The organism is Vibrio sp. 1069 (genome assembly GCF_033340555.1).
Genome location: NZ_JAWOWP010000569.1, coordinates 1 through 609, shown reverse-complemented (window position 1 = coordinate 609; position 609 = coordinate 1). Strand labels below are relative to the sequence as shown.

The following is a 609-nucleotide window of genomic DNA, read 5'->3' as shown; positions in this document are numbered from 1 at the left end:
GGCCATTTACAAAGAAGTTTGTACTCTGTTCACCACCAGAACGGCTGTTTTCTTGGATAACCGTCCCCAGCTGCACATTACCTGTCCACTCAAGCGCATCTTTACGGGTGATCACGTTAATCACACCACCAATCGCATCGGAACCATACAGCGTCGACATCGGGCCGCGGATCACTTCGATTCGCTCAATGGCTTGAAGTGGTGGCAACCAACCTTGTTCAATACCAGGGCCATCGCTATTTGGGCGAGTTTCGCGAGTACTTTGGCGCTTACCATCCACAAGAATTAACGTGTACTTAGAGCCCATACCACGAATGCTGATATCGGTTGTATCACCACCACCAGTCACAACAACACCCGGCACACTTTTCAGTGCATCAGTCACGTCGCGGTAGTAGCGCGAGTCCAATTCTTCTCGCGAGATAACACTAATACTTGCAGGCGCATCCGCTTGGGATTGCTCATAACTTGACGCTGTCACCACGACGGTTTCCATTTTAGAAACTGAGTCGTTAGCAAATACATGAGGGACACTGACGAAGGCTAAAACACCAGTTGCAGTTAGCACTGGCAGTCTAAGAGTGGACATCTACATCTCCATAATTGATA

The 609-nt window shown here is 48.9% G+C and carries 1 protein-coding gene; it reads right to left on the bottom strand.

Features of this window, described 5'->3' with window-relative positions; translation table 11 throughout:
* A partial coding sequence (locus R7040_RS27785) for a TonB-dependent receptor plug domain-containing protein (protein WP_318097794.1) occupies positions 1-496 on the bottom strand: 496 nt, incomplete at its 3' end.
* Positions 497-609 lie beyond the last annotated feature (113 nt).